Raw genomic sequence first — 20,654 nt, 5'->3', positions numbered from 1 at the left:
CGTCAGGACTTCGGGACGGGCGAGACGACGGGGGTCGGCTTGACTGCGAGCATGCGCTCGACGGCCATCCGCGCACGATCGGCGAGCGCCGGCTCGACCGTGACCTCGTGGGTCATCGTCTCCAGCGCGCGCCGGATGTTGGCGAGCGACATCCGCTTCATGTGCGGACACATGTTGCAGGGCTTGATGAACTCGATGTCCGGGTTCGCCACGGCGATGTTGTCGGCCATCGAGCACTCGGTCACGAGCACGACCTGGCTCGGGCGCTTAGAGGTGACGTAGTTCATCATCATCGCGGTGGACCCCGAGAAGTCGGAGGCCTCCACCACCTCCGGCGGGCATTCCGGATGGGCGATGACGGTGATGCCGGGATAGCTGTCGCGCACGGCCGCGATGTCGTCGGGCGTGAAGCGCTCGTGGACCTCGCAGTGACCGGCCCAGGTCAGCATCTCGACCTCGGGCACCTGCTGCTGAACGTTGCGGGCCAGGAACTCGTCCGGGATCATCAGCACACGCGGCACGCCGAGTGCCCGCACGACGTCGGCGGCGTTGCCGGAGGTGCAGCAGACGTCCGACTCCGCCTTCACCGCGGCGGAGGTGTTGACGTAGGTCACCACCGGAACGCCGGGATATTTGCGCTTGAGTGCGCGCACGTCCTCGGCCGTAATCGAGTCGGCGAGCGAGCAACCGGCGCCCATATCCGGGATCAGAACGGTCTTTTCCGGGTTCAGGATCTTGGCCGTCTCGGCCATGAAGTGCACACCGGCCAGCACGATGACGTCGGCATCAACCGTCACGGCCTCGCGGGCGAGCGCCAGGCTGTCGCCGACGATGTCGGACACCGTGTGGAAGATCTCGGGCGCCTGGTAGTTATGAGCCAGGATCACGGCGTTGCGTTCGCGCTTCAGCCGCAGAATCGCCTCGACGTCGGGAGCGAGCGCTGGCCACTCGATGGCCGGGATATGCCGGCTGACGCGAGCGTAGACATCGGGAAGCGGCAGACCGTCGAAGCGGGCATCCCTCCGCAGGGCTGAGGTCGCTGCCATGGCACGTTCCTTTATGCTCAAAATGAGCATTGTGCCGCCTAAGTTAGGCGCGGCTCCAGGGCTTGTCCAGATATGCTGGAACTGAGCATATCGTTTTTGCGACGCAAACCTCCGATGCGGCGCAGCAATGCTGGCCAGCGTCGCAAACGGCACTGATCCGATCGATGGGGATGCGGGCTGCCTCTCCCCGCAAGGGGAGAGAAGCAAAGTCTTCCGGCCTCAGCGCGCAGGCGGCCCCGGATCGAGGGCGGGCAGCTCATTCGCCGGAAGGCCGCTGGCGCTCGCCTGCTGCGTCGGCATCATGTCGATACCGCGGGCGCGATTGGCCAGGGCCACGGTCAGCTTCTCCGCCGGCTCGGCGCCCATCACCGCGAGGACCTCGGCCATCTTGCGGGGGTTCATCGCCAGCACGATCGGTACCAGCACGTCGAGGCCGAGCCGGTCGAACACGCGGGCGGCATCCTTCGGCTTCATCGTCTCGTACATGGTGACGATGCTCTTGAGGCCGGCGCGCTCGGCCTCGGCTTTCTTCGTGCCGTTCAGATCGGCCTTGTCCTCGGCCTGTTGCAGGCCATTGACGCCGGTCTCAAGCTTCTTCTCCGCCTCGCCAAGCATCTTTTCGCGAAGGTCGAGCTCGTCGGCGCGCTGCTTGAGGGTGTCGCGGCGGGTCGCGAGCTTCTCGAGGATGGCGCGCTCGGTCGGCGAGACCGGCTCCTTCATCACCGGCTGATAGACGGCCGGCTCGGCCGGCTTTGCGGATTCCGCCGGCGTCTCCTTCGGCGTCACCGAGCCCGTGGTGGTCGGGTCCGGCAGCTCGTAGCCAGTGCGGGCCTTGGCGATGGCGCGGGCGAATTCGGGCAGAGGCGTGCCGGGCGGCGGTGGGGCGGTCGAGGCGCCGTCGCCGACGAGCGCGGTCAGCTTCAACACGAGAAGCCCGACCGCTGCCAGGGTGACGGCATCGATCAGGCGCAGGCGAAACGGTCTCGCCGGCAGCTGCGCCAGGACCGCGAGCCGGCGGCGAGGCTTGGCCTTTGCGGGCTGCGCTTTGGCTGGCGCCGTCTTCGTGCTCATGCGGCCTTGGCCCGGAGCCGGTCGAGGGCCCGTTCGGACATGGCCTGAGCGGCCGCGAGCGCCACGTCGAGCCGTTCGCTGGCGGAGACCTGCCGCATCGGAACCGGCTGACCAACCGTGGCCGGCTCGGCGTCGCGGCGGGCGGTCGGGCGGCCGGCCTGGGACACGATGGCACCGATACGGGCGATCACACCCTCACCGGCCTGGACATGGGCCGCGAGCTGCGCCGAGGAGCGCTCCGCAGCGTCGAGCCGCTCGCTCAGGCCGCGGTCGCACTCGTCGAGGGTGGCGCGCAGGCCGGCGAAGGCGCGCTCGGCCGCTGCGCTGGCGGTGACGAGATCGCCGATGGTCCGGCGCATGGCCGATTCATCGGTCTTCATCGCGGTGATGCGGCGCGACAGCTTCACGGAGGTGAGGATCGTCGCCACCAGCAGAACGGCGACCAGGGCATCGGCGGCGAGGGTGATGAAGAGCGACATGACCAATCAGCCGTCGGTTCGGTTGGAGGTGGCGGCCTCGAAGGCCTGGAGCGTCGTGCGGGACCGGCGCAGCGGGCGCGCCACCTGAACGGCGATGTTGTCGTCGATCCGCCCAATCCGGCCCTGCGTCAGCGCCCAGTCGCCGCAGCGGACGGTGATCAGGTCGGAGGCCTTCTGCTCGAACATGATGGTGTCGCCGACCTTCAGCGCCATCACCTTGCGCAGCGGCATCGTCATCTCGTGAAGGACTGCCTCCATGCCGACATCGGCCTGCCAGATCTCGGTGGCGAGATGGCTTTCCCAGACGTGGTCGCGGCCGAGCTTCTCGCCCATGAAGCTCTGCATGAGCAGTTCACGGATCGGCTCGATGGTCGCGTAGGGGAACAGGATCTGAAGGCCGCCGCCGCGGCCGTCCATGTCGAGCTTCAGGTTGATCAGGATCGCGGCATTGGCCGGCCGGGTGATCGTGGCGAAGCGCGGATTGGTCTCGATCCGGTCGATGGAGAACCGCACCGGCGAGAGCGGCTGGAACGAGGCTTCGAGGTCGGTCAGGATGATCTCGACGAGGCGCCGGACCAGGCTCATCTCGATGGTGGTAAAGGGGCGGCCGTCGAGGCGCGTCGCCGAACCGCCGCGCTTGCCGCCGAGCAGCAGGTCGAGGGTCGAGTAGGCCAGCGTCTGCTCGACGGTGACGAGGCCCGAATTCTCCCAGGTATCCGCCTTGAACACGCCGAGCAGCGTCGGCAGCGGGATCGCGTTGAGATAGTCGCCGAAACGGACCGAGGTGATGCCGTCGAGGGAGACTTCGACGTTGTCCTGGAAGAAGTTGCGCAGGCTCGTCGACAGCAACCGGATCATCCGGTCGAAGACGATTTCGAGCATCGGCAGGCGTTCGTACTGGACGACGCCCGAATCCACGATGGCGCGCACGCCGCCGGCGCCCGAGGCCGACAGCTCGCGCAGGGAGAAGCCGAGCACCGCGTCGATCTCGTCCTGGACGAGGATGCGGTCGTTGCCGGCGAGTTCGGGGAGGTTCTCGGTCTCCCCGTCCTCGATCATCGTCGCCCATTCGGCGGCGACGTCGCCCGTATTGTTGGTCGTGCCCTGCTCGGCGAGGGCCGCACCCCATTCCTCGGCCAGCGAGGAATCGCCGCCGCCATTCTCGTTCTGCTCGATGAGCGCTGCCGCCCAATCGTCTTCCACGGGTTCGTCGGCCATCGTCGTGTCGATCGCTACTCTGGCGTCTGGGCCGGTTACTGGACGACGACATCCTTGAAGAGCACCGCCTCGGCCTTGGCCGGGTGGATCGCGACGTTGACGCGCCGCAGGAGCTCTTCACGGAGGCGGTAGAGGCCGGCCGAGCCGGCGATGTCGCTGGCGCGCAGCTCGCGCATGTAGGTCTGGAAGGTGTCCTCGACGCGCGGCAGCAGCGGCTTCACCTCCTGCTCGACCAGGCCGTTCTTGAGTTCGAGCGCCACCTTGAGCTTGAGGTATCCGCCCTTCTGCTGGCCGGGCTCCGGGGTCAGGTTCACGACGAGGTCGCGCACTTCCAGGAAGGCGACGCCCATTTTCGGCCCACCCGCGCCGTGGCCCCCACCCTCGGCCGCAGGCGCGCCGTGGGCGTCGGCCTGCTCGCCCTGCGCCGCCGCGGCTGGCTTCTTCATCATGAAGTAGCCGCCGGCACCGCCGCCGATCAGCAGCACGGCGGCCGCGGCGATGATGACGAGCTTCTTCTTGGATTTCGGGGCCGCGGCGGCGCCTTCTTCGCTTTCGGGCGCCTTCTTGGGCTTCTTGGCCATGCCGGACGCTCCTGAACCGCACCGCGTGACGAGACGTGGACCGCGATGCGCGACCCTCTGAAGCCGAGCTTTTGCCGATCGTGGTTAACGCGCGATTAAGTGCGGCAAAATCTGCCGAGTCGGACTTGCCGACGGCAGGCTGCGCAGGGAGCCCCAGCGGACCTGCCGGCGCGTTAACCATCTAAGCGTCAAAGGAAAAACGAGAAAATCTCACTTGGCACGACACCTGCGGAGACTGACCCGTACCGCTCGTCGGTTTGGGGCCTGAAGTCCATGCAGAACGCGCTCTTCGTCGGTGTCTCGTCCCAGGTGGCGCTCGCCCGCGAGCTCGACGTGATCGCCAACAACATGGCGAACGTCTCGACCACCGGCTTCAAGGCCCGCAGCGCCCGCTTCGAGGAATACCTGATGCCGACGGCCTCGGCCGACAGCTTCATGGGCTCCGACCGCCGCGTCTCCTACGTCGTCGACCAGGGCACGCCGCTCGACCTGAGCCAGGGGCCGATCGAGCCCGATGGCAACCCGATGCACGTCGCCGTGCGCGGCGATGCCTTCCTCGTGGTGAGGACCCCGGCCGGCGACCGCTTCACCCGGAACGGCGCCTTCGAGATCGACGCCAAGGGCACCCTGGTGAACTCGGACGGCTACACCGTGCAAGGCGACGGCGGCCCGATCACCATCAGCCAGCAGGAGACCGGCCTCGCCATCGCGCCGGACGGCACGGTCTCGACTAATCTCGGCGTGCGCGGGCGCATCAGGCTCGTGACCTTCAAGAATCCAGGCGCCCTCAAGAACGAGGGCGCCAACGTCTATTCCTCGACCGAGCAGCCCCGGGCCGCCGGCCTCGACGGCCGCGTGGAGCCCGGCGCGCTGGAGCGCTCCAACGTCAAGCCGGTGCTCGAGATGACCCGGCTGATGGATGTGAACCGCACCTACACGACGGTCTCGAGCATCATCTCCCGCCTCGACGACCTGCGCGGCACGGCGATCCGCCGTCTCGCCGACGTCGCCTGAACGATAGCGCGAAGGAGCCCACGCGATGCGCGCCCTCTACTCCGCCGCCACCGGCATGGCGGCCCAGGAACTCAACGTCCAGGTCATCTCGAACAACATCGCGAACTTGCGCACCACCGGCTACAAGCGCCAGCAGGTGCATTTCCAGGATCTGCTCTACCAGAACCTGCGCCGCGCCGGCTCCTCGACCTCGGATCAGAACACCATCCTGCCGGCGGGACTCGCCCTCGGCTCGGGCGTGAAGACCACCTCGACGGCGCGCGCCATGGGCCAGGGCACCCTGACCTCAACGGAGAAGGACTACGACGTCGCCATCCGCGGCGAGGGCCTGTTCCGCATCCGCATGCCGGACGGAACCTACAACTACACCCGCGACGGCTCGTTCGACCTCGACGCGCAGGGCAACCTCGTCAGCCGTGACGGCTACCTGCTCGACCCCTCGATCACCGTGCCGAACACCGCGACCTCGGTGACGATCTCGGCCACCGGTACGGTCCAGGCGACCCTGCCCGGCCAGACAGCCCCGCAGACGCTCGGCCAGATCCAGCTCGCGCGCTTCGTCAACAAGGTCGGCCTCGAATCGGTCGGTGACAACCTGTTCAAGGAAACCGCGGCCTCCGGCCCGCCCATCACCGGCCTGCCCGGCTCCGAGGGCTTCGGCAACCTGCAGCAGAGCTACCTCGAAGAGGCGAACGTCAACGCCGTCACCGAGATCTCGTCTCTGATCGCCGCGCAGCGCGCCTACGAGATGAACTCGAAGGTCGTCACGGCAGCCGACCAGATGCTCTCCACCACCTCGCAGATGTTCCGCGGCTAGAGGCTTTGATCCCGATGCAGCCCTTGAAGCAGATCAGCCAACCCTCCTCGCACAGCACGCTCATCCCCACCCCGGGGATGATCCTCCGCGCCGTGCTCGCCCTCTCGGCCCTGGTCGCGGCCTCGCTCGCCCTGCCCTCGCTGGCCCGCGCCGACACGCTGCGCCTGCGCGGCGACATCACGGCCAAAGGCGACGTCCTGACCCTCGGCGACCTCGTCGAGAACGCACCGTCCGCCCTCAGTGCGCGGCCGCTGTTCCGCGCGCCCGCTCTCGGGACCTCGGGCACCATCCAGACCCGGCGCATCGCCGAGGCGTTGGACCGGCTCGATCTCGGCAACGTCGATACCGGCGGCCGCAGCCAGATCCAGGTTCAGCGCGCGGCCCGCCGCATCGGGCCGCCGGAGATCGAGGCCGCGCTCAAGCGGGCGCTCGCCACGACGATGGGCCTCGACGCCGGCAACCTCTCGGTCCGCCTCGATGGAGAGGCGCTCCTGCTCGCGCCGCTCAGCCTCGACGGGCAGGCCAACGCCGTCGACGTCACCTACGATGCGCGCTCGCACCGGATCGCCGGCCTGATCGTCCTCGGCGAACGCCAGGCTTCGCTGCGTGTCACCGGCCAAGTCTACGAGACCCGCGAGGTCGCGGTGCTGACCCGCTCCCTCAACCGGGGCGAGGCGATCACGCAGGGCGACATTGCCCTGGAGCGGCGTCCCCGCGACGCGCTCGGCGGCGACGCGCTCGGCAACGGCGCCTCCGTCATAGGCCAGGTCGCGCAGCGCTCGCTCAGCGCCAGCGCCGTGTTGCGGGCCGGCGACGTGGCACCGCCGGACCTCGTCCAGCGCGGCGACGCCGTCGCCATCGTCTTCGAGATGCCCGGCGTCTCGCTGTCCATGACCGGCATTGCCAACGAGACCGGCCGGCTCGGCGCCAGCGTCTCCGTGACCAACCCGGCGTCCAAGAAGACGCTCCAGGCCACGGTGATCGGTCCCGGCCGCGTCTCGGTGAGCCCGACCCGCTCGCAGCCCATCGTGCAGGCGAGCGCGGTGACCGCTCCCCGCATCAACTGAACCCGTCCCTGTCTCGTCAGAGCGGCCCCTTTGCCATGACCCTCCGCGCTCCCCACCTCCTCGCGCTGGCGATCAGCTGCGCCGGCCTCGGTGCCTGCAACACGGCCGACCGGCTCTCGCAGATCGGCGCCCAGCCGCGCCTGACGGCGATCGAGGACCCGACTGCGCAGCCCGGCTACAAGCCGGTGCGCCTGCCGATGCCGGACGTGCAGCCCGTCTCCTACGCGCCGAACTCCCTGTGGCGCACCGGCTCGCGCGCCTTCTTCAAGGATCAGCGCGCCGCCCGGATCGGCGACATCCTGACCGTGAAGGTCAACGTCACCGACAAGGCCAACCTCAACAACGAGACCAAGCGCAGCCGCGCCAATGCCGAGGGCTTCGGCCTGCCCAACGCCTTCGGCCTCGAGAAGGCCGCCGGTGTGGCCGCGGCCGGCATCAGCGCCGACAAGCTCCTGAACGCCACCTCGACCTCGTCGAGCGACGGCGCGGGCTCGGTCCAGCGCGCCGAGACGGTGACGACGAACGTCGCCGGCATCGTCACGCAAGTCCTGCCGAACGGGAACCTCGTGATCGAGGGCAAGCAGGAGATCCGGATCAACTTCGAGGTGCGCGAGCTCATCGTCGCCGGCGTCGTGCGGCCGGAGGACATCGAGTCCGACAACACGATCGATTCCACGAAGATCGCACAGGCCCGGATCGCCTATGGCGGCCGCGGCCAGATCACCGACGTGCAGCAGCCTCGCTACGGCCAGCAACTCGTCGACGTGCTGCTGCCGTTCTGACGAAGCACTGGTTCCGGATCGAGCAAATCAGTCGTGAGCCCCAATCCTCGCATGCGGCGAGAAGGGGAAGCTCGCGGTGAACAGATCAGACGGGAACGGTCTCAACCCTCGCGGCGGCCGCAGCGCACGTAGGAGGACGAGCCCTTGGAGCTCGTCCAGATCAGGCGGTCGCCATCGACGAGCAGGCGCACCTGCGAGGTCCAGTTGCGGCCGCGATCGCTGCAATCGGCCGACACGGTCCAGGCTACGCCATCGCGACGGCCATTGCGGAAGCGGCAGAGCGTGCGGCCGGCCCTGGCGCCCTCCTCGGTGATCGTCGCCGGGATGTAGCCGCTCCGTCGGGAGCGCGAGCCGCAGGCCTGAGCGTTCGGCCCCCAGGTCCCGACATAGCCGACACGCTCGATCGGTGCGCCCTGGGGACGAGGAGCGACGATCGGTGGCGCAGCCACGGATGCCGCGGTCGGCGTCGCGGCAGGCTGCGCCTCGCCCGCCGTACTCGCAACCTGGACGACACTCGGCGCGGCGGCGGCGGCCGGCTCGACCGCGGCGGCCTGGGCCGGTTCCTGCAGGTGTGCCTGGGCCTCCTTGACCTGCGCGGGTTCGGGCCGTTCGGCAGCGGGGCCGCGTTCGGCGACCGCCGCCGGATTACGCCCATCCTCCATCAGGAACATCACGCTGAAGGTGAGCAGCGCACCCCAGCCCGCTGCCAGCATCAACGGAACCGCGAGCCGCAGGGGGCGCGGCTCGCCGAGGTCGAGCACATGCGCGACCGGCAATTGGAGATAGGGAACGACGGGCTCGTCCCTGATCTCGCATGCCACGCTCATGCTCTGCCCCTCCGACATGATCAGCGCCCGAAAATGCCCTTCAGGAATTGCGCCATGCCGTTGCGCTTCTTCTTGCGCTCAAGCTCGCTCGCGTCCTTGATCCAGGCCACCTGCACGACCCGGCGCTCGCCCTCGAACGGCTCGTGGCCGTGCCAGGAATTGTCGGCGCGCAGGAAGGCAAACATCGTGCCCATGGTCGGCGGCACCTCGACGGCGAAGGGCTCGTAGTTCTTGCCGTCGTAGAGCACGCGCAGGCGGCCAGCGGCTGGGGCGTCCCACTCGTCGTTCATGTAGACGAGCAGCGTCATGACCTTGGACGGGCCGTCCGTATGGATGGCGCCGTACTTGAGCTGGCTCTTCTTCATGATCGTGGTGAGCCGCGGGCACGACACCAGGTCGATTCCGAACTTCTCGCCGAGCAGGCGGGAGAATTCGTCGCTCTCGAGCTCGTCGATCAGCGCCTTGAAGCGGCCTTTCAGCGCCACCTCGTCCACCGTGAGGTAGCCGGGCTTGGCGATGGCCGGGAAATCCTGCCGGATCTCGGCGACCGCATCACGGTTCAGGACGCCGTTGCCAAGGAAATAGGTGTAGGGCGAGCGCGAGACGGGGGCTGCGCGCACGGCATCCAGGTTGAGGATCGATAAGCTCGACATGATGAGATCTCGCCCGTTGAGAGCGGCGCGATTCGTTGTTTCTACGGCCGCTTCATCGTTTGTTAAAGGCCCTTGCGGCCACAACGATTCGTAAACTGCCCGATTGCGGCTTCTGCACGGCGGAGCGTGCGCTGGCGCCCCTTTTCCGGGCGCCGTGAACCTGCCATGGTCAAGCTTGGGCTGGATTCGGTACCGCGGCCCTATGGCATCATGAAACTCCCTCTCGTCTTCCTGACGGGCGTCTTGGCTCTGGGCCAGGTGGCTCCGGTTGCCGCCCAGCAGCGGCTGGCGACCAATCGCGTATCCTGCACGGACGCCAAGGCGTTGGTGAAGCAGGACGGCGACGTCGTGCTCGCGACGGGACCGGGCCAATCGGAGCGGATCGTGGCCGATCGCGGCTATTGCGAGATCTCGGAGATTGCCGAACTCCGCTTCGTGCCGACCCGCGACAACCCGCAATGTCCGGTCGGCTACCGCTGCAAGGCGCCCGAATTCGAGGACTGGAACGGGAACTAGGCCGCCGTCGAGCGGCCCCGGCAGCGGCCCTCCACAGTCCCTCGATCCGAACGTGACCAAAATTTCAGGAGACGCGGCGGCCCGGCAACACTATGTCGCCACGTCACTGCGCCAGGGATCCTGCCCGTCGAGGGCGCGGCCCGTCACCGGGCCGTCCGGTCCGCGCAGATGTGAAAAGTCCGAAGGGAGACCAGCGTGGCCGCACTCAAGAGCGGGCTCGGCATCCAGGCCGTCCTCACCGCCGTCGTCGCGCTGCTTCTGCTCGCAGCGCCGGGCATGCCCTCGCCGCCGCTCTACGTCTCCCTCGCGGGCCTTGCGATGGCCGGCATCCTGCTCGCCGCCAAGAACATCTCCGCCTACCTGAAGATCTTCATCTCGGTCTACGGCATCGGCTACCTGTTCCTGGCGCTGGCCAAACAGGCCGCCGCGCTCGGGCTGCTCCCGCCGGTGCTTGCCGCCCTCCTGCCTCCCGAGTTTGCCGCGACCGGCGCCGTCGTGTTTGCCGCGATCGTGCTGGGAATCTCCTACCTGCAGCCGATCCGCGATATCACGCTGATCGCCGATCCCTACTTCGCCACACGCGACGAGCCGACCCGCGAGATCGGCCCGTTCCGCTTCCTCGGTCGCACCGAGGGCACGCTCGGCCAGCGCCTGGTCGCGCTCTCGATTTTCATTACCTTCGCCCAGGTCGCCCTGCAGCTGCGCCTGAACTTCTGGTACCGCGACCTCTTCAACGCCCTGCAAGAGTACAAGGCCGAGGTCTTCTGGTACCAGCTGATATGGGTGTTCGGGCCGCTCGCGACGGTCTGGGTGATCATCGGCATGCTCGACGTGTTCGTCGATGCCAGCCTCCACATCCGCTGGCGGACCTGGCTTACCAAGAGCCTCTACGAGCGCTGGCTCGACGGCGGCACCCACTACCGCATCCCGTTCACCGACGAGCACGCCGACAACCCTGACCAGCGTATCCAGAGCGACGTCAACCTGTTCATCCAGCAGACGACGACGCTCTCGATCCGGCTGCTCTCCCAGGCAGCGACGCTCGTCTCGTTCATGGTCATCCTGTGGAGCCTGTCCCGGGACTTCGTGCTGCCGTTCACCGATACGGTGATCCCAGGCTTCCTGGTCTGGCTGGTGGTCGGCTACGCCGTCGTCGGCACCTGGCTCACCCACCTCGTCGGCCGCCCGCTGATCGGCCTCGACTTCCGCCAGGAGAAGGTGGAGGCGGATTTCCGCTTCTCGCTCGCCCGCTCCCGCATCTACAGCGAGCAGATCGCGCTGCTGCGCGGCGAGCGGGCCGAGACCGTGCGGCTGCGCGGCCTCTTCAATTCGATCATCTCCAACTACCTCGGCATCATCTATCGCCGGATCAAGCTCGGCAGCCTGACGCTGTCCTACAGCCAGATCAGCGTGGTGTTCCCCTACATCCTGGCTGCGCCGTCCTACTTCGCGAAGAAGATCACGCTGGGACAGTTCCAGCAGACCGCGGATGCCTTCTCGAGCGTCCAGGGCGCGCTGTCGTTCTTCATCAGCTCCTACACGACGCTCGCCTCCTACAAGGCCAACACCAACCGTCTCTCCTCCTTCAAGCGCGCCATGACCAAGGCCGAGGCCTTGAGCGGCGCCGGCTACGGTCTCGTCCAGGGCAACGACAGCAGGGGTGACGTCACGGCCAAGGATCTCGTCCTCGGCCTGCCCGACGGGCGCGAGATCGTGCACACGGCCGGCTTCGCACTGCCGAAGGGCGTGGCAACGCTGGTCACTGGCCCCTCGGGCTCGGGCAAATCGACGCTGTTTCGCGCCATCGCCGGCATCTGGCCCTTCGGCAAGGGCAGGGTCGACGTGCCGGCCGGGCAGTCGGCGCTGCTGCTGCCGCAGCGGCCCTACATCCCGCTCGGCACCCTTCGCGGCGCCGTCACCTACCCGAACACCACCGACCAGTTCTCGGACGAGGCGATCCGCGACGCGCTCACCGCCGCGCAGCTGCCGCAGCTCGCCGACAACCTCGATCAGGTCGACGCCTGGGACCAGCGCCTCTCCGGCGGAGAGCAGCAGCGCCTCGCCATCGCCCGTGCCATCCTGGCCAAGCCCGACTGGCTCTTCCTCGACGAGTCGACCGCGGCCCTCGACGAGCCGAGCGAGGCCAGGATCTACCGGACCCTACGCGAAAAGCTGCCCGGCACCACGATCGTCTCGATCGGCCACCGCTCGACGCTGCACGAACTCCACGACAGCCGCATCGACATGCAGGCTGCCAATGACGGCCGCTACGAGCCGAAACGCGTGCCCGCGCCCGCTGCGGCGGAGTAGGCGCGTTCGAACATAGCGCCGCCCCTTGCGTGCGGTTCATCCTGCTCGGCGAGCCGCGTCAGTCTGTTCGAGGCGACCTCTTCCATCTGCGGGAGAGGCGGCCGCGATGCGAAAGCTGGGCAGCGCCGTGCATTCGCACCAGCAGCGAACGCGCGAGGTCTATCTAGGTTTATGAGGATCGAGTGGCGGAGACGGAGGGATTCGAACCCTCGATACCCTTCTTAGGGGTATGCTCATTTAGCAAACGAGTGCCTTCAGCCTCTCGGCCACGTCTCCGTTGGTATCGGCTCTAAAAGCTCGCATGGGGCCGGTCAACCCGGCTCGTGCGGTTCCGCCGTCCACCTGCTCGGAAGCGTCCGCTCACCTCCGCCTCCCCTCGCACAACGCCGATCGAGCAGATCGTACGAGCATCGGACCCTGCGCGTCGGATTTCCTCGATCGAGCGCGATCCCGTCAGCCTTGAGTCTCGGCCAAGCGCTTGCGCTGGACCTTGCCGTTGGCGGTGCGGGGCAGCGCATCGAGGAAACGGATCTCACGAGGAGTCTTGTAGGCGGCAAGACGCTCGCCGCACCAGGCGATCAGGGCTTGCGGGTCCGGCATGGCGCCCGGCGTCAGGACGACGAAGGCGGCGATCACCTTGAGATCGGCGCGCACGGCGAGTTCGGCGACACCGACCTCGGCAACGTCTGGGTGCTCGATCAGCGCGGCCTCGACCTCGTTCGGCGAGACCCGATAACCCATGGCGTTCATCAGGTCGTCGTTGCGGCCGTGGAACCAGAGGTAGCCGTCCGCATCGAGGCTCGCGAGGTCGCCGCCCGTGAACCAGTCTCCGCGCAGGACCACCTGCTCCTCGTCCGGGCGGTTCCAGTAGCCGAGCATCAGGCCCGGTTCGGAGCGGTGCACGGCGAGAAGCCCCGTCTCGCCGGCCGGTAACGGCTCAGGCTCGCCCTCGACCGGCAGGATCGCGACGCGGCGGCCGGGCTGCGGCTTGCCCGGCGAGCCGGGGCGAACGGGGATCGTCGGGCCGCTCGACACGTAGGTCGAGACCTCGCTCATCCCGAGCGCCTCGTAGAGCGGCTTTTTCGCCGTCGCCGTCCAGGCTGCGAGCAGGTCCGGTGCCAGCGTCTCACCGGCGGTGACGCCGTGGCGCAGCCTCGACAGATCGTGCTGCGCCAGGTCGGAGTATTTGAGGATCTGCCGGTAGACGCTCGGAACCGCGGCGAAGATCGTGGCGCCATGGGCCGCGATCAGGGCCGGCCAGATGCCCCGGTCGCGCGGGCCGTTATAGACGATCGCGGTGGCGCCGCAGGCCCAGGGGTCGGTGATGCCGACGCCGAGGGTGTAGGTCCAGTTCATCGCACCGGCATGCAGCATCACATCGTGCTCGGTGAGGCCGAGCCAATGGGCGTGCATCGGCCGGCGGCCCCAGATCGCGCGGTGGGCGTGCAGCACGCCCTTCGGCGAGCCCGAGGTGCCAGAGGTGTAGACGAGCGTCGCGGGGTCATCGGCACCGGTATCGGCGTAGTCGGCCGCGGGCTCGCCGGCCTTCATTGCCGCGATCTCGTCTGGCCCAAGCAGGATGCGCCCACCGAGACGATCCCGATCGAGGGTGGCACCCCGGCCGAGCACGATTGCCGAGGCGCCGGAATCCTCCATCAGGAAGGATGCCTCGGCGGCCGTCAGTTGGGATGAGGACGGCAGCGCCACCAATCCGGCGGCGAGCGCTGCGAAATAGACGAGGACGTAGTCGGCCTCGTTGCCCATGCGGATCATCACGCGCGCGCCCGGCCCGAGGCCGAGGCGGGATAGTCCGCCGGCGATCGCGCGCACCGCCCGGTCGGCCTCGGCGAAGCTGATCCGCTCGACCCCGTGCTCGCCCACCACGACCAGGGCGGCCTTGGCGGCGCGCGATCGGGCATTCTCGGCGAGGCAGTAGCGGGCCGCGTTGAAGCGCGGCGGCGGTGCGCGGTCGTCGAGGGACACGAACTGGCGGCTCCATTCGCCTGGATGACCCTGTTCTGTCGGGCGCGCGGGGCCGAGCGTCAAGCTTCGGTCATGGTCTGCGCAAAGGCTTGGTGCATGATCAACAGACGCGCCTTCACCACCGCCGCAGCGCTCCTCGCGCTGCCAGATTCGTTCCGAGGCGGGGCCACGGCGGCCGAGCCGACACCCGAGGAGGTTTTCGCGCAGATCGAGCGTTCCGTCGGCGGCCGTCTCGGCGTCGCGGCTCTCGAGGCGGGCACAGGCCGCGGCCTGCGGTACCGGGCCGGGGAACGGTTCCCGCTCTGCAGCACGTTCAAGCTTCTCGCGGCGGCAGCCGTCCTGTCACGCGTCGATGCAGGACAAGAATCGCTGGAGCGGCGCATCGCCTACACGGCATCCGACCTCGTGGACTATTCGCCGACCACCGCGGCCCGCGTCACCGAAGGGGCGATCCCGCTCGCCGACCTCTGCGAGGCAGCCATCACGCTCAGCGACAACACCGCCGGCAACCTGATGCTCTCGAGGATCGGCGGACCATCGGGGCTGACGCGCTATCTGCGCGAGCGCGGCGACACGGTCACGCGGCTCGACCGCACCGAGCCAGCCTTGAACGAGGCGCTGCCCGGAGACCCGCGCGACACGACGAGCCCGGATGCCATGGTCGCGAACCTCGATCGGTTCGTCCTCGGCGATGCCCTGGCGACCTCCTCCCGGGCGAGGCTGCAGGAATGGCTCCTGGCGAACCGGACCGGCGCGACGCGATTTCGCGCCGGGCTGCCGCCGGATTGGCGCGTCGGCGACAAGACCGGCACCGGCGAGCGGGGAACGGCGAACGACGTCGGCCTTCTGTACCCACCGGACGGTGCACCCATCCTCGCGGCCGTCTACCTGACGGAATCGACGGGCTCTCCCGAGCAGCGGAACGCGTCCATAGCGCAGGTTGCGCGCACCATCGCCAACAATCTCAAGGCGCAGGCACACTCGTCGCGCTGATAGCGCAAGCCCTTACCGTCTGAGGCGCCGACGAAATCCGAAATGGCTATCTGCGTTGAGAGGAGACATTTTGCCGATCCGCTCTTATCGAATGTTAAATCGCGCGCCGCACAGCAACGCTATGAGGCCTCGAACGAACGGACGGCCTGGAGCATGGACACCCCCCTGGTTCGGAAGCTTCAGCGCTTCGCGCGTCTGTCGTCCGGGGAAAAGCAGGCACTCAACGAGGCCGCCCGGCTGAACGTCCGCCGCATCGGGCCGCGAGAGGACATCATCCGCGAGGGTGAGCGCCCGGATCAGGTCAACCTCATCCTCTCGGGTTGGGCCTGCCGCTACAAGCAGCTTGAGGACGGGCGGCGGCAGATCATCGCGATCCTCCTGCCGGGCGATCTCTGCGACACGCACGCCTTCGTCATGCCCGAAATGGACCATTCGATCGGCACGCTCAGCGTGGTGACGGTCGCAGAGATCGATCGCGACGCGTTGACGACGATCACCGAGCAGCATCCCCGCGTTACGCAGGCCCTGTGGTGGGAGACGCTGGTGGGCACGGCCGTGCAGCGGGAATGGACCGTGAATATCGGCCAGCGGACAGCGACCGAGCGGCTCGGCCACCTGTTCTGCGAACTGTTCCTGCGCATGCGCGCCGTCGATCTCACCGACGGCCCCTCCTGCGAACTGCCGATCACGCAGGTCGATCTCGCCGACGCCCTCGGCCTGTCGAACGTCCACGTCAACCGGGTGCTGCAGGAGTTGCGCGCCAATGGTCTGGTGACGTTGCGCGGACGCCTGCTGACGATCCCCGATCTACCAGCCCTCAAGACCGCCTCTCTGTTCAACCCGAATTACCTTCACCTCGATCGGATCGGCCGGCACTTGGACGCAACCGACGAGTGATCGTCGAGAGGCCTGCGATACGGGCACGAGCCCGGTTTCGCCTTGGCGCCATGCCACCGGTACGATGCCGGATGCGATCCGCCGCTCTCCCGGTCGACTCTGCCTGGATCGCGGGCCCCTCGACGGATCGCCTGCAGCGCCACAGGTTCGTCGCATCCTGCGGCCCCTTCTCGGATGGGCCGCCCCCGATCGGAGACGGACAATGACGGATGCCACCAGCGTGCCGCGCCTCGCGCTGAACGACGGAGGCAGCATCCCGCAGCTCGGCTTCGGCGTCTGGCAACTGCCCAGTGCCGAGACGCCGGCAGTGGTCAGGAGCGCGCTCGACGTCGGCTACCGCTCCATCGATACCGCTTCGATCTACGGCAACGAGGCCGGCGTCGGCCGCGCCCTGCACCAGGCAGCCCTGCCCCGCGAAGACATCTTCGTGACGACGAAGCTTTGGAACGACCATCAGGGCTACGAGAGCACGCTTGCCGCCTTCGACGAGAGCCTGGAGCGGCTCGGGCTCGATGCGGTCGACCTCTATCTGATCCACTGGCCCTGCCCGCAGCGCGACCGCTACGTCGACACCTGGCGTGCCCTCGTCCACTTGAAGCGCCAGGGCCGGGCACGCGCGATCGGTGTGTCCAACTTCAATGCCGAGCACTTGGAGCGGATCATTGCCGAGACCGGCGTGGTGCCGGCGGTCAACCAAATCGAGTTGCACCCGCATTTCCAGCAGCGCGCTCTGCGCGAGGTCCATGCGCGCCTCGGCATTGTCACGGAGTCCTGGAGCCCACTCGGCCAGGCCAAGGCTCTCAACGATCCGGTGCTCGTCGAGATCGCCCGGCGGCACGACTGCAGCCCCGCTCAGATCGTGCTGCGCTGGCATCTCGACAGCGGGCTCGTCGCGATCCCGAAATCGGCCACGGCATCGCGCATCGCCGAGAACTTCTCGGTATTTGACATCGCGCTGACGCCCGAGGATCACGCTGCGATCGAGGGTCTCGACCGGGCCGATGGCCGGATCGGTCCCGATCCGGCGAGCTTTAGCTGACGTCCGTTCCCGGCAGCGCCGACGTCTGCGACGGCCGCGGCAGCGCAGTGCCGCCCTTGCGTTCGAGCAGGCCGGGCGGCGGCACCGGCGCATCGATGGTGCAGACGACGCCGCTCGCCTCGTAGAGAAGCTCGACCTTGCCCTCCAGTTCGCGGGCGAGGCTGCGCTCGATCAGGCGCGAGCCGAATCCGGTGCGAGTCGGCTTCCTGACCGGCGGTCCACCGCTCTCGCGCCAGCGCAGGCCGAGGCGGGTCTCGGCGCCCCGCTCCAAGGTCCAGGTGATCTCGACCCGGCCGTCCTCGTTGGACAAAGCCCCGTATTTCACGGCGTTGGTGCCGAGCTCGTGCAGCGCCATGGCGATGGACAGGGCGAGCCGCGGCGGCAGCCGCAAGGACGGTCCCGTGCAGGTGAACCGCGACGTTACTCCTCCGCCGTCGAGGGGACGGATCGCGTCCGCGACCACGGCGCCCATCTCGGCGCCCTCCCAGTTCTCGCGGGTGAGCACGTCGTGGACGCGCGCCAGCGCCAGCAGGCGGTTCTCGAAGGCGCCGCGCGCCGCCTCGGCCTCCTCGCCCTCGAGCCCGCGCAGGGATTGCAGCGCGATCGACTGGACCGTCGCCAGCGTGTTCTTCACGCGGTGGTTCAGCTCGTTGATGAGGAGGATCAAGTGCTCCTCGGCGCGCTTGGCATCGGTGATGTCGATGTTGCAGCCGGTATAGCCGAGGAAGGCCCCTGTCTCGTCGAGCCGCGGCACGCCCTCGCAGCGCAGCCAGCGCACGGCGCCGTTGCGGTCGATGACGCGCATCTCCGCCTTGAACGGCGTGCGCTGCTGGACCGCCTCCTCGAAGAGCGCGGAGAAAGCCGGCAGGTCGGGCGGATGGATGACCTTGTGCCAGCCCTCGCCGGACAGCTCCGAATAGGGCCGTCCGAAGAGCTGGTCGAAATGCATGTTGGCGAAGACGATCGCGCCGGCCTCGTCCGTCATCCAGATCAGCGCCGGGGCGGAATCGGCCACGACGCGGAAGCGTGCCTCGCTCTCGCGGAGCGCCGAGAGGCCGCGCTGGGTGTCGGCGAGCGCCCGGTCGCGCTCCTCGCTGCGGGTGCGCAGGCGCAGTGAGGCGTCGGCGAGCACGTCGCCCAGGCGACGAATCTCATGAATCGGCGAAGAGATGCGCGGGATCGCCTGCCCCCGCGACAGGGCCGGCCCCGTCGCCGCGAGTTGGCGCAGCGGCCGCGAGACCCGCGACCAGAGATGCACAGCCAGCGCCGAGGAGGTCGCGAGAACCAGCAGGCCGAAGCCGCCGAAGGCCCAGATCCAGCGTCGCAGCCGCGCCTCGACCAGATGCTGCGGGATGCTCGCCGCCACCGTCCAGCCGCTGAAGCGCGAGCGCTCCTCGACCACCGTGACGGGCTTGAACGCGCGGTCCTTGCCCTCCCAGACGCCCGGTGTCTCGGTCGCGGATTGGCGCAGAGTCGCGAGCCGCATCCGCCCGACCACGCCGGGCAGCTCCGGCACGCGCGCCAGCACGATCCCGTCGCGATCGGCGAGCCCGGTCGTCCAGCCCGGGACGTGATCGCGCGCGAGCATCGCGTCGAGCCGGCTCAGGGGCACGGCGTAGCTCAGGATGAACTTGACGCCAGTATCGAGCTTCACCCCCACGCCGATGGCGTAAGAGGCGCCGAGCGGATCCGAGGCGCCGAGATAGCCGGTCACCGCCGAGCGCTGGATGCCTCCCGCGATCTCTTCATCGAAGGGCAGCGGCGTGATCGGCAGCGGCGAGCCCGGCTTCAGTCCGGTATTGACGACCTGCTGGCCGTCTGGCCTGCGCAGGATGATCTCGAGGCCGATCGTGTCGCGCACCAGCCGAGCCTGTGCATCGAATCCCTCGAACTCGCCGTTGCGCAGGCGGGGCGAGGTCGCGAGCGTCTGGAGACCCGCGACGAGCCCTGCGATGTCGCGGTCGATCGCCAGCGAGATGCCGCGCACGTTCTCGCGCGCATCCTGCTCGAAGCGCGCCCGTTCCGTCGCGGCGTAGCGGGCCAGAAGGATCGCGGTGAAGATCAGGCCCGGCCCGATCAGCGCGATCACGAGCATGATCAGGTAGAATTGCGTGGAGAAACCGCGCTCGTCGAGCCGGGCGAGAACGCGGCCGATCACCGACCTGCGATTTCCGCGGATGATCCGGGCGCTCGCCGGCTCGGGGGCGTCAGGTCGTATGCCGTGCATCACCGCCGACCTTCATCGCCGAGCGCAGCGTCACGCCCGGTCCTTCTCGTCATCCGCCGCCGTCGCGCCGTCGACATGGCCGAGATCGCGACCCGGATCGATGCGGTCGCGCACCCGCTGCTTGAGCGCCTTGACGTCGGGAAAGCCGCCATCGCGCACCCGTTCCCAGATCGTAGCGCCGTCCACCGCGATCAGGAAGGCACCGCCCCGCCCCGGAATCAGCGCGACCTCGCCGAGATCGTCGCCAAAGGTCGACAGAAGCTCCTGCGCCATCCAGGCCGCCCGCAAGAGCCATCGGCATTGCGTGCAGTAGGTGATCGCGACCCGAGGCTTCGCCGCACCGGAGGAAGGCTCTTCCATGCCGGCACAGCGCTACCAACCGCCTCCGCTTGTCAACCGCCACGTCGGTTCATCGGAGTCTATCCGCGCCCTTTCCATGGGGAGAGATGCGTCCCATCTCATGCTTGACCGTTCGACCAAGACCGAGGGAGACCATCGATGCGTCAGGGTTCGTTATCCGCAAGCCGGCCGCGGTCCCTGGTGCTGGCCCGCGTGATCGGGGCCATGCTGGCGATGGCTTTCGCCACCTGCCTGTCAGGCTGTGGCGCCATCAACCGGGTGCCGACCCTGGAGGAGCAGGCAAAATCCTCCTGGAGCGAGGTCCAGAACCAGTACCAGCGCCGCGCCGACCTGATCCCGAACCTCGTCGAGACGGTGAAGGGCTACGCGAAACAGGAGCAGGAGACCCTGACCAAGGTCGTGGAGGCCCGCGCCAAGGCGACCAGCGTTCAGGTCGACGCCTCCACCGTCAACGATCCTCAAAAATTCAAGCAGTTCCAGGACGCTCAGAACCAACTCAGCGGCGCGCTCGGCCGATTGCTCGCCACCGTCGAGGCCTATCCGGACCTGAAGTCGAACCAAAACTTCCTCGCCCTGCAGTCGCAGCTCGAGGGCACCGAAAACCGCATCGCCGTGGCGCGGCGCGACTACATCCAGACCGTCCAGGCCTACAACACCGAGATCCGTACGATCCCGGGCCGCTGGATTGCCAGCTGGTTCTATCCGGACGCGAAGCCGATGGAGACCTTCACGGCGACGCCGAATTCCGAGAAAGCGCCGAACGTGAAGTTCTAG

Annotated in this window: 20 protein-coding genes and 1 tRNA gene; 10 read left to right on the top strand and 11 right to left on the bottom strand. The window is 68.2% G+C overall.

What is annotated here, in order from left to right; genetic code table 11:
* Nucleotides 1-2: 2 nt before the first annotated feature.
* The 5 genes from nadA to fliL form a co-directional block, all read right to left on the bottom strand.
* Nucleotides 3-1,046, bottom strand: coding sequence for a quinolinate synthase NadA (gene nadA, locus MGN01_RS01015; RefSeq protein WP_238257670.1), 1,044 nt, complete (start codon nucleotides 1,044-1,046; stop codon nucleotides 3-5).
* A gap of 219 nt (nucleotides 1,047-1,265) precedes the next feature.
* Nucleotides 1,266-2,117 carry a MotE family protein gene (locus tag MGN01_RS01010; RefSeq protein ID WP_147044707.1) on the bottom strand — a complete coding sequence of 284 codons (852 nt, stop codon included), beginning with the start codon at nucleotides 2,115-2,117 and terminating at the stop codon, nucleotides 1,266-1,268.
* Nucleotides 2,114-2,596 carry a DUF6468 domain-containing protein gene (locus MGN01_RS01005; RefSeq protein ID WP_147044706.1) on the bottom strand — a complete coding sequence of 161 codons (483 nt, stop codon included), beginning with the start codon at nucleotides 2,594-2,596 and terminating at the stop codon, nucleotides 2,114-2,116. The genes MGN01_RS01010 and MGN01_RS01005 overlap by 4 nt, the downstream gene beginning before the upstream one ends.
* Before the next feature lie 6 nt (nucleotides 2,597-2,602).
* Nucleotides 2,603-3,814 (bottom strand): flagellar motor switch protein FliM, encoded by a 1,212-nt coding sequence (gene fliM / locus MGN01_RS01000; RefSeq protein ID WP_147044705.1) that lies wholly within the window; start codon nucleotides 3,812-3,814, stop codon nucleotides 2,603-2,605.
* 35 nt (nucleotides 3,815-3,849) lie between these two features.
* Nucleotides 3,850-4,395 carry a flagellar basal body-associated protein FliL gene (gene fliL / locus MGN01_RS00995; RefSeq protein WP_147044704.1) on the bottom strand — a complete coding sequence of 182 codons (546 nt, stop codon included), beginning with the start codon at nucleotides 4,393-4,395 and terminating at the stop codon, nucleotides 3,850-3,852.
* Nucleotides 4,396-4,668: 273 nt separating this feature from the next.
* Between fliL and flgF the strand changes: the two genes are divergently transcribed.
* Genes flgF through flgH form a run of 4 tightly spaced genes read left to right on the top strand, consistent with a single transcriptional unit; the run spans nucleotide 4,669 to nucleotide 8,075 of the window.
* Nucleotides 4,669-5,409, top strand: coding sequence for a flagellar basal-body rod protein FlgF (gene flgF / locus MGN01_RS00990; protein WP_147044703.1), 741 nt, complete (start codon nucleotides 4,669-4,671; stop codon nucleotides 5,407-5,409).
* 25 nt (nucleotides 5,410-5,434) lie between these two features.
* Complete coding sequence (flgG, locus tag MGN01_RS00985; protein WP_147044702.1) at nucleotides 5,435-6,226, top strand: flagellar basal-body rod protein FlgG; 792 nt, start codon at nucleotides 5,435-5,437, stop codon at nucleotides 6,224-6,226.
* A gap of 14 nt (nucleotides 6,227-6,240) precedes the next feature.
* Nucleotides 6,241-7,293, top strand: coding sequence for a flagellar basal body P-ring formation chaperone FlgA (gene flgA / locus MGN01_RS00980; RefSeq protein ID WP_147044701.1), 1,053 nt, complete (start codon nucleotides 6,241-6,243; stop codon nucleotides 7,291-7,293).
* Between the two features lie 35 nt (nucleotides 7,294-7,328).
* Nucleotides 7,329-8,075 (top strand): flagellar basal body L-ring protein FlgH, encoded by a 747-nt coding sequence (gene flgH / locus MGN01_RS00975; protein ID WP_147044700.1) that lies wholly within the window; start codon nucleotides 7,329-7,331, stop codon nucleotides 8,073-8,075.
* Nucleotides 8,076-8,176: 101 nt separating this feature from the next.
* On the opposite strand, the gene MGN01_RS00970 is transcribed toward flgH, so the two are convergent.
* Together MGN01_RS00970 and MGN01_RS00965 are read right to left on the bottom strand one after the other, a co-directional pair.
* Nucleotides 8,177-8,902 carry a hypothetical protein gene (locus MGN01_RS00970; RefSeq protein ID WP_238257672.1) on the bottom strand — a complete coding sequence of 242 codons (726 nt, stop codon included), beginning with the start codon at nucleotides 8,900-8,902 and terminating at the stop codon, nucleotides 8,177-8,179.
* A gap of 20 nt (nucleotides 8,903-8,922) precedes the next feature.
* On the bottom strand, nucleotides 8,923-9,555 hold the full coding sequence (locus MGN01_RS00965) for a 2OG-Fe(II) oxygenase (RefSeq protein WP_147044699.1): 633 nt from the start codon (nucleotides 9,553-9,555) through the stop codon (nucleotides 8,923-8,925).
* 210 nt (nucleotides 9,556-9,765) lie between these two features.
* Here MGN01_RS00965 and MGN01_RS00960 point away from each other — a divergent pair, with 210 nt between their 5' ends.
* Together MGN01_RS00960 and MGN01_RS00955 are read left to right on the top strand one after the other, a co-directional pair.
* Entirely contained in the window at nucleotides 9,766-10,071 is a 306-nt protein-coding gene (locus MGN01_RS00960; protein WP_147044698.1) for a hypothetical protein, read from the top strand.
* A gap of 195 nt (nucleotides 10,072-10,266) precedes the next feature.
* Complete coding sequence (locus MGN01_RS00955) at nucleotides 10,267-12,381, top strand: ABC transporter ATP-binding protein/permease (RefSeq protein ID WP_147044697.1); 2,115 nt, start codon at nucleotides 10,267-10,269, stop codon at nucleotides 12,379-12,381.
* A 183-nt stretch (nucleotides 12,382-12,564) separates the two neighbouring features.
* On the opposite strand, the gene MGN01_RS00950 is transcribed toward MGN01_RS00955, so the two are convergent.
* A tRNA-Ser gene (locus tag MGN01_RS00950) sits at nucleotides 12,565-12,657 on the bottom strand.
* 177 nt (nucleotides 12,658-12,834) lie between these two features.
* Nucleotides 12,835-14,364, bottom strand: a complete 1,530-nt coding sequence (locus MGN01_RS00945) for an acetate--CoA ligase (protein WP_147044696.1) — start codon at nucleotides 14,362-14,364, stop codon at nucleotides 12,835-12,837.
* A gap of 96 nt (nucleotides 14,365-14,460) precedes the next feature.
* On the opposite strand from MGN01_RS00945, the gene bla reads away from it, so the two are divergent.
* The 3 genes from bla (at nucleotide 14,461) to MGN01_RS00930 (ending at nucleotide 17,293) form a co-directional block, all read left to right on the top strand.
* Entirely contained in the window at nucleotides 14,461-15,357 is an 897-nt protein-coding gene (gene bla / locus MGN01_RS00940; protein ID WP_147044695.1) for a class A beta-lactamase, read from the top strand.
* 153 nt (nucleotides 15,358-15,510) lie between these two features.
* Nucleotides 15,511-16,254: a Crp/Fnr family transcriptional regulator gene (locus tag MGN01_RS00935; protein WP_147044694.1), complete on the top strand. Its 744-nt coding sequence runs from the start codon at nucleotides 15,511-15,513 to the stop codon at nucleotides 16,252-16,254.
* A 202-nt stretch (nucleotides 16,255-16,456) separates the two neighbouring features.
* Nucleotides 16,457-17,293 (top strand): aldo/keto reductase, encoded by an 837-nt coding sequence (locus MGN01_RS00930; RefSeq protein ID WP_147044693.1) that lies wholly within the window; start codon nucleotides 16,457-16,459, stop codon nucleotides 17,291-17,293.
* Here the strand turns inward: MGN01_RS00930 and MGN01_RS00925 are convergent.
* Complete coding sequence (locus MGN01_RS00925) at nucleotides 17,286-19,388, bottom strand: sensor histidine kinase (protein ID WP_238257692.1); 2,103 nt, start codon at nucleotides 19,386-19,388, stop codon at nucleotides 17,286-17,288. The two genes, MGN01_RS00930 and MGN01_RS00925, sit on opposite strands and share 8 nt — an antisense overlap.
* Before the next feature lie 162 nt (nucleotides 19,389-19,550).
* Entirely contained in the window at nucleotides 19,551-19,880 is a 330-nt protein-coding gene (locus MGN01_RS00920; RefSeq protein ID WP_147044691.1) for an Rdx family protein, read from the bottom strand.
* Between the two features lie 138 nt (nucleotides 19,881-20,018).
* On the opposite strand from MGN01_RS00920, the gene MGN01_RS00915 reads away from it, so the two are divergent.
* Complete coding sequence (locus MGN01_RS00915) at nucleotides 20,019-20,654, top strand: LemA family protein (RefSeq protein ID WP_147044690.1); 636 nt, start codon at nucleotides 20,019-20,021, stop codon at nucleotides 20,652-20,654.

The organism is Methylobacterium gnaphalii, from assembly GCF_007992215.1.
Lineage (GTDB): Bacteria > Pseudomonadota > Alphaproteobacteria > Rhizobiales > Beijerinckiaceae > Methylobacterium > Methylobacterium gnaphalii.
This window is presented reverse-complemented; position numbering and strand designations above follow the sequence as displayed.